Origin of the sequence: Bradyrhizobium sp. IC4060, assembly GCF_020193715.1 — a bacterium.
GTDB classification, from domain to species: Bacteria; Pseudomonadota; Alphaproteobacteria; order Rhizobiales; family Xanthobacteraceae; genus Bradyrhizobium; species Bradyrhizobium yuanmingense.
The window spans coordinates 1-440 of record NZ_JADYVJ010000087.1 but is presented as its reverse complement, the minus strand read 5'-3'; the positions used below and the strand labels follow the sequence as shown (position 1 = coordinate 440).

The following is a 440-nucleotide window of genomic DNA, read 5'->3' as shown; positions in this document are numbered from 1 at the left end:
ACGCGATGCTGTTTCTGTTCCGCTGGTTTTGCACGGCGCATCGGGGATCAGTGATGCCGACATTAAAACTGCAATTTCGTTGGGTATTGCGAAAATCAACATTCATACGGAGCTCTGTCAGGCCGCAATGGTAGCAGTGAAAGAAAACCAGGATCAGCCTTTCCTGCATTTAGAACGTGAAGTACGTAAAGCTGTAAAAGAACGGGCATTGGAAAAAATTAAACTGTTCGGTTCTGATGGCAAAGCGGAATAATGATATGGATAATCTCGACGTTATTTGTATAGGTGCCGCTATTGTTGATATTCCATTGCAACCGGTCAGTAAAAATATCTTTGATGTGGATTCTTATCCTCTTGAAAGAATCGCAATGACCACCGGGGGTGATGCAATAAATGAAGCAACAATTATTTCTCGTCTGGGCCATCGCACAGCATTAATG

The 440-nt window shown here is 43.2% G+C and carries 2 protein-coding genes; both read left to right on the top strand.

All coding sequences use genetic code 11. From position 1 onward, the window contains the following. Positions 1-253, top strand: a 253-nt coding sequence (locus I6F16_RS37610) for a class II fructose-bisphosphate aldolase (protein ID WP_276573589.1), incomplete at its 5' end; no start/stop codon positions are given. A gap of 4 nt (positions 254-257) precedes the next feature. Continuing rightward, positions 258-440, top strand: a 183-nt coding sequence (locus I6F16_RS37605) for a PfkB family carbohydrate kinase (protein WP_225174789.1), incomplete at its 3' end; no start/stop codon positions are given.